The organism is Micromonospora maritima, assembly GCF_902825405.1.
Classification (GTDB): Bacteria; Actinomycetota; Actinomycetes; order Mycobacteriales; family Micromonosporaceae; genus Micromonospora; species Micromonospora maritima.
Genome location: NZ_CADEAU010000345.1, coordinates 1 through 5,805, shown reverse-complemented (window position 1 = coordinate 5,805; position 5,805 = coordinate 1). Strand labels below are relative to the sequence as shown.

8 protein-coding genes are annotated in these 5,805 nt (G+C 76.1%); 4 read left to right on the top strand and 4 right to left on the bottom strand.

Going from position 1 to position 5,805, the window contains the following annotated elements:
- From HUW36_RS23945 to HUW36_RS23935, 3 genes are all read left to right on the top strand, one after another.
- Positions 1–428: sensor histidine kinase (locus tag HUW36_RS23945; protein ID WP_174530242.1), on the top strand; the 428-nt coding region annotated here is incomplete at its 5' end.
- Positions 425–1,060: a response regulator gene (locus HUW36_RS23940; RefSeq protein ID WP_174530241.1), complete on the top strand. Its 636-nt coding sequence runs from the start codon at positions 425–427 to the stop codon at positions 1,058–1,060. The genes HUW36_RS23945 and HUW36_RS23940, both read left to right, overlap by 4 nt.
- A 42-nt stretch (positions 1,061–1,102) precedes the next feature.
- A complete protein-coding gene (locus HUW36_RS23935) occupies positions 1,103–1,438 on the top strand; it encodes a hypothetical protein (RefSeq protein ID WP_174530240.1) in 336 nt (111 codons plus the stop codon).
- A 7-nt stretch (positions 1,439–1,445) separates the two neighbouring features.
- Here HUW36_RS23935 and HUW36_RS23930 read toward each other — a convergent pair whose 3' ends face one another.
- The 4 genes from HUW36_RS23930 to HUW36_RS23915 form a co-directional block, all read right to left on the bottom strand.
- Entirely contained in the window at positions 1,446–2,270 is an 825-nt protein-coding gene (locus HUW36_RS23930; RefSeq protein WP_174530239.1) for an ABC-2 transporter permease, read from the bottom strand.
- Positions 2,267–3,187 (bottom strand): ATP-binding cassette domain-containing protein, encoded by a 921-nt coding sequence (locus tag HUW36_RS23925; protein WP_174530238.1) that lies wholly within the window; start codon positions 3,185–3,187, stop codon positions 2,267–2,269. Before HUW36_RS23925 ends, HUW36_RS23930 begins: the two co-directional genes overlap by 4 nt.
- A 91-nt stretch (positions 3,188–3,278) precedes the next feature.
- On the bottom strand, positions 3,279–3,956 hold the full coding sequence (locus HUW36_RS23920; RefSeq protein WP_174530237.1) for a response regulator: 678 nt from the start codon (positions 3,954–3,956) through the stop codon (positions 3,279–3,281).
- Positions 3,953–5,134 carry a sensor histidine kinase gene (locus HUW36_RS23915; protein ID WP_174530236.1) on the bottom strand — a complete coding sequence of 394 codons (1,182 nt, stop codon included), beginning with the start codon at positions 5,132–5,134 and terminating at the stop codon, positions 3,953–3,955. The genes HUW36_RS23920 and HUW36_RS23915 overlap by 4 nt, the downstream gene beginning before the upstream one ends.
- Before the next feature lie 110 nt (positions 5,135–5,244).
- Here HUW36_RS23915 and HUW36_RS23910 point away from each other — a divergent pair, with 110 nt between their 5' ends.
- Positions 5,245–5,748 (top strand): nitroreductase/quinone reductase family protein, encoded by a 504-nt coding sequence (locus HUW36_RS23910; RefSeq protein ID WP_174530235.1) that lies wholly within the window; start codon positions 5,245–5,247, stop codon positions 5,746–5,748.
- Positions 5,749–5,805 lie beyond the last annotated feature (57 nt).

Sequence of the window (5,805 nt, the reverse complement as noted above, 5' to 3'; positions counted from 1 at the left end):
TGGACGACACCACGCTGGCCGGCGCGCTGGAGCGCCTGTGCGCCACCACCGGCGCCCGCCACCGGCTCGCCGCCCGCCTGCGGGTGACCGGCGTGCCGGCTCCGCTGCCGACCGCGTACGAGGTGACGCTGTTGCGCATCGCCCAGGCCGGTCTGGCCAACACCGTCCGCCACGCCGGCGCCACCTCGGCCGAGGTGACGCTCGACTACCGCCCCGACGGCGTCACCGTCGACGTGGCCGACGACGGTGCCGGCTTCGACCCCGACCGGCCGCCCGCGCCCGGCCCGGAGGGCGAGGGCTTCGGGCTGACGTCCATGCGCGCCCGGGTACGCGCGCTCGGCGGCACCCTGACCATCGCCTCCGCGCCCGGCCGGGGCACCACGCTGTCCGCCCGCCTCCCCCGCACCGCGCCCGGGGAGCGGGCGTGACCGGGGGCCCGATCCGGCTGCTGCTGGCCGACGACCATCCCGTCGTCCGGGCCGGGCTGCGCGCCGTGCTGGAGACCGAGCCGGGTCTGGTCGTGGTGGCCGAGGCGGCCACCGCCGAGGACGCGGTGACCCGCGCCGCCGACGGCGACGTCGACGTGGTCCTGATGGACCTGCGCTTCGGCGCCGGGATGAGCGGGGTCGAGGCCACCGCCGCCATCACCGCCCGACCGGGCGCGCCCCGGGTGCTGGTCGTGACCACCTACGACACGGACGCCGACACGCTGCCCGCGATCGAGGCCGGCGCCACCGGCTACCTGCTCAAGGACGCCGCGCCGGAGGAGCTGGCCGCCGCCGTGCGGACCGCCGCCGCCGGGCGGGCCGCGATCGCGCCGGCCGTGGCCGACCGCCTGATGAACCGGCTCCGCACCCCCGACACCGCGCTGACCCGGCGGGAGACCGAGGTGCTCGGGCTGGTCGCCGACGGCCTGTCCAACCAGGCGATCGGTCGCCGCCTGCACCTCACCGAAGGCACCGTCAAGTCGCACCTGTCCCGCATCTACACCAAGTTGCGGGTGCCGTCCCGGACCGCCGCCGTCGCGGCCGCCGTCGACCTGGGCGTCATCCGGCGCTGACCGCGTTCGCCCTCGTCACCCCGGCGGCGGATGGTACGACTGGTGCGACGGACGGGACGGGATGAGGGATGGGACGCCGGGGCAGCTGTTGCGGCCACGCGAGGCATCCCGCCGGGCGTCGTTCCTGAACTCTTCTTCGACCTGGCCTTCATCCTCGCACTGAACCGGGTCTCCCTGGCGCTCGCCGCGGCGGTCCACCACCGGGTGTCCTGGCACCGGCCGGCGGGGCTGGCCGCGATCGCGGCGCTGGCCCTCGTCGGTCGGGGCCTGCCGCTGCTGGCCGGTTCGGCGATCCTCAGCGTGCTGCTCATCCTGGTCGCGCACGCGGAGAGGCTGACGCCGACCCGGACCGGCGGCATCGGCCGCCGGCCCGGGTGATCCCGGCTCAGGCGTCGCGCCGGAGCAGCCGGATCAGGGCGGCGCCGACGAGGGCGAGCAGCCAGCCGACGAACACGGCCGCGCCGGCCTGCGGGGAGAGCAGGTTCGGGTCGCCGCCGAGGCTCATGAACGCCTGCCCGGCGTTCGACGGCAGGTACGGGGAGATCGCCTCCGACCAGCTCTCCGGCAGCAGCGACACCACGCCGGGGACCACCAGCAGCAGCGCGACCACGCTGGTCAGCGCGCCGGCGGTGGTACGGAGCAGCGAGCCCAGCGCCGCGCCGAGCACGCCGATCCCGGCGAGGTACACGGCCGTGCCCAGCACCGCGCGCAGCACCCCGTCGTCCCCGAGGGCGATGCCCTTGTCCCCCAGGACGGCCTGCCCGCCGAGGAAGGTGAGCAGCACCGTGGGCAGGAGCACGGCGAGCGAGACGCCGGCCAAGACGGCGATCTTGGCGGTGAGCACCGGCCAGCGCCGGGGCACCGCGGCGAGGGAGGTGCGGATCATGCCGGTGGCGTACTCCCCGGCGGTCAGCAGCACGCCGAGCGTGGCGATCAGCAGTTGGGCGAGGTTGACGCCGCCGAGGCTGGCGCCGAGCGGGTCGAGTGACGAGGGCCCGCCGGGCGGCGCCGGGGTGCCCGGTTCGATGGTGGCGTCGGCCAGGAACGCCGAGAAGCCGAGCCCGAGGGCGTCGAACACCACGACGGTGGCGGCCAGCATGATCAACGAGGACCGCAGCGAGCGGAACTTGATCCACTCCGCGCGGACCACGCGCGGGCCGGTGATCCGGGCGCCGGTCGGGACGGCGGTGGGTGCGGTGGTGGTGGTCATCGGGTCTCTCCTGCGGTGGCGCCGGCGTACTCGACGGCGTCGCGGGTCATGGTCATGAAGGCCTCTTCCAGGGACGCCTCGGTGGCGGTCAGCTCGTGCAGGGTGAGCCCCGCCGCCGCGGCCCGGTCGCCGATCACCTCGCGCCGCAGGCCGCTGACCTCCAGCAGGCCCGGCTCGCCACCGGTGATGGTGACGTCCGGTCCGGCCAGCAGGTCGCGCAGCGCGGCGGCCTGGGGCGAGCGCACCCGGACCGTGGTGCGCGACGCCTGGCGGGTGAACTCGGCGAGGGACACGTCGGCGAGCAGCCGGCCCCGGCCGACCACGATCAGGTGGTCCGCGGTCTGCGCCATCTCGCTCATCAGGTGGGAGGAGACGAACACCGTGCGGCCCTCGGCGGCCAGGCCCCGCAGCAGGCCGCGGATCCAGCGGATGCCGTCCGGGTCCAGGCCGTTCACCGGCTCGTCGAGCATCACCACGGCGGGGTCACCGAGCAGCGCGGCGGCGATGCCGAGCCGCTGGCCCATGCCGAGGGAGAAACCGCCGGCCCGCTTGCCGGCCACCTCCCGCAGCCCGACCAGGTCGATCACCTCGTCGACCCGGCGGCGGCCGATGCCGTGCGTGGCGCCCAGCGCGAGCAGGTGGTCGCGGGCGGAGCGGCCGGTGTGCACCGCCTTCGCCTCCAGCAGGGCACCGATCTGCCGCAGCGGGTCCCGGTGCTCGGCGTACCGGCGGCCGTTGACCCGCACGGTGCCCCCGGTCGGCGCGTCGAGACCGAGGATCATGCGCATGGTGGTGGACTTGCCGGCGCCGTTGGGACCGAGGAATCCGGTCACCACGCCCGGCGCGACGGTGAAGGTCAGGGAGTCGACGGCGAGCCGGTCGCCGTAGCGCTTGCTGAGGTCGCGGGCTTCGATCATGTGCTCAACCCTGGCCCGCGTACCCCGGCCACCGCGTCGGCCGGGCGCGGACACCTGCGCGTACCGCGGTCGCGGTATCGGGGCGGCCCGACTACCGCGTCGGTGGGTCGGCCCGAACCAGCCCGCTCTGGTACGCGATCACCACGAGCTGGGCCCGGTCCCGGGCGTCGAGCTTGGCCATCGCCCGGTTGACGTGGGTCTTCGCGGTCAGCGGGGACAGCACCAGCCGCTGGGCGATCTGCTCGTTGCTCAGCCCGGCGGCGACCAGCGCCACCACCTCGCGTTCCCGTTCGGTGAGCACCCGCAGCCGTTCCGGGGTGGCCCGGGGCTCCGGGTCGGGCTGGGCCAGGAACCGGGCGATCAGCCCACGGGTGGCCTTCGGCGACAGCAGGGCCTCCCCGGCGGCGACGGTGCGGATCGCGTCGAGCAGCTCGACCGGCTCCACGCCCTTGCCGAGGAAGCCGCTGGCACCGGCGCGCAGCGCCTCGAAGACGTACTCGTCGACCTCGAACGTGGTCAGGATGAGCACCCGTACGCCGGCCAGGTCCTCGTCGGCGGTGATCTGCCGGGTGGCGGCCAGGCCGTCGAGGTCGGGCATCCGGATGTCCATCAGCACCACGTCGGCCCGGGTGGCCCGGGCCTGGACGACCGCCTCCCGGCCGGTGGCCGCCTCGCCCACCACGGACAGGTCCGGCGCCGAGTCGATGAGCGCGCGGAAGCCGGCGCGGATGAGCGTCTGGTCGTCGGCGAGCAGGACCCGGACGGTCATGTCACCTCCTGCGGGATCGGTGCGGGCAGCTCCGCGCGGACCACGAAGCCACCCTCCGGACGGGGACCGGCGTGGAACGCGCCGCCGACCGCCTCGGCCCGTTCCCGCATCCCGAGCAGGCCGAGACCGGTTCCGGCGTCACCCGGAGCGCCCGGTCCCGGCCCGTCGTCGCGGACCTCCACGGTGACCGCGGTGTCGGTGTAGCGCACCTCGACCGTGACGGTGGCGTCGGGCGCGTGCCGGTGCGCGTTGGTCAGCGACTCCTGCACGATCCGGTAGGCGGCCACGTCCACCGCGCCGGGCAGCGGGCGGGGGCGGCCGGACAGGATCCACCGGACCGGCTGGCCGGCGGCGAAGCCGTCGACGAGGGCGTCGAGCCGACCCAGTCCGGGCGCCGGCTCCGTCGGGGCCTCCGGCTCCCCGCGGCGCAGCAGGCCGAGCAGGACGGCCAACTCGTCCAGCACGGTACGCGCGGCGGACCGGACGTGCCCGAGCGCCTCCTCGGCCGCGTCCGGCCGGTCGCGCAGCAGGTGCCCGGCCACGCCGGCCTGCACGTTGATCAGCGCGATGTGGTGGGCCACCACGTCGTGCAGCTCCCGGGCGATGCGCAGCCGCTCCTCGGCCACCCGCCGGCGGGCCTCCTCCTCCCGGGTCCGCTCGGCCCGCCGCGCCCGCTCCTCCAGCACGGCCACGTACGCCCGCCGGCTGCGTACCGCGTCGCCGGCGGCCACCGCGACGCCGAACCAGAGCAGGAGGACCACGACCGCCGGATCGAGCCAGCCCACACCCAGCGCGACGACCGCCGAGCCGCCGAGGACCAGACCGCTCGCCGCGCCGGCCGCCACGGCGGTCCGCCTGTCGGTGCGGGTGGCCACGGTGTAGGCGGCCACCGCCACGGTCAGCACGAACGGCCCCCGCGCCTGCTGGGCGAGCAGTGAGATGGCCGCCGCGACGGTCACCACGGCCAGCACCGGCAGCGGGAACCGGCGCCGCAGGACGAGCGCGGTGCAGCCGGCCGCCGCGAGCAGCACCGCGCCGGCGGTCAACGGGTCCCGGGGTGGCCCTCCGGGCGGGTTCACCGGGAGCAGGCTGACCGTGAAGAGCACGGCGGCCAGCAGCGCGTCGGCCACGATCGGATGCGCCCGGGCCACCCGACGCCATCGGGCGAGGCGTCCCATGCCGTCACCGTACGCCACGGGCGACCGGGCCGGGTCCACGCGGGGGACGAGGTGCCATCGACGTCTCTTCCGCTCTTTTCGCTACGCGTCCGTAGCGTTACGGTGGTGGCATGCGATCCTCTCCCCGCCCACCGGTCCAGCGGGTGCGCCCGCCCCAGGCCCCCTACCGGCTGGTCAACCGGGTCGTGCGCTGGCTGCTGGCGACGCCCGCCCGGTCCGGACGGCTGGGCCGGCACCTGATGCTCCTGCACCTGACCGGCCGGCGGACCGGGCGGGAGCTGGTCTTCCCGGTCGCCTACCGGCAGGGCGGGGACGGCCGGCTGCTGGTACTGACCAACTCCGGGTGGCGGGTCAACCTGCGCGGCCGGCCCGACGTCGAGGTCACGCTGCGCGGACAGCTCCGCCCGGCCCGGGCGGAGCTGGTCGAGGACCCCGACCGGGTGGCCACCGTCTACCGGGCGCTGATCGAGGCGGCCGGCCACCGGCGGGCCGGCCGACGGATGGGCATCCGGATCAACGTGCCGCGCACGCCCACCCACGACGAGCTCGCCGACGCCGCCCGGCGCGACGGCCTGGCGCTGGTCCACCTCGACGTCCGGGACGTGCGCCCGTGACCGGGCCGGTCCTGGTCACCGGCGCCACCGGCAACGTCGGCGGCGCCGTCGCCCGCT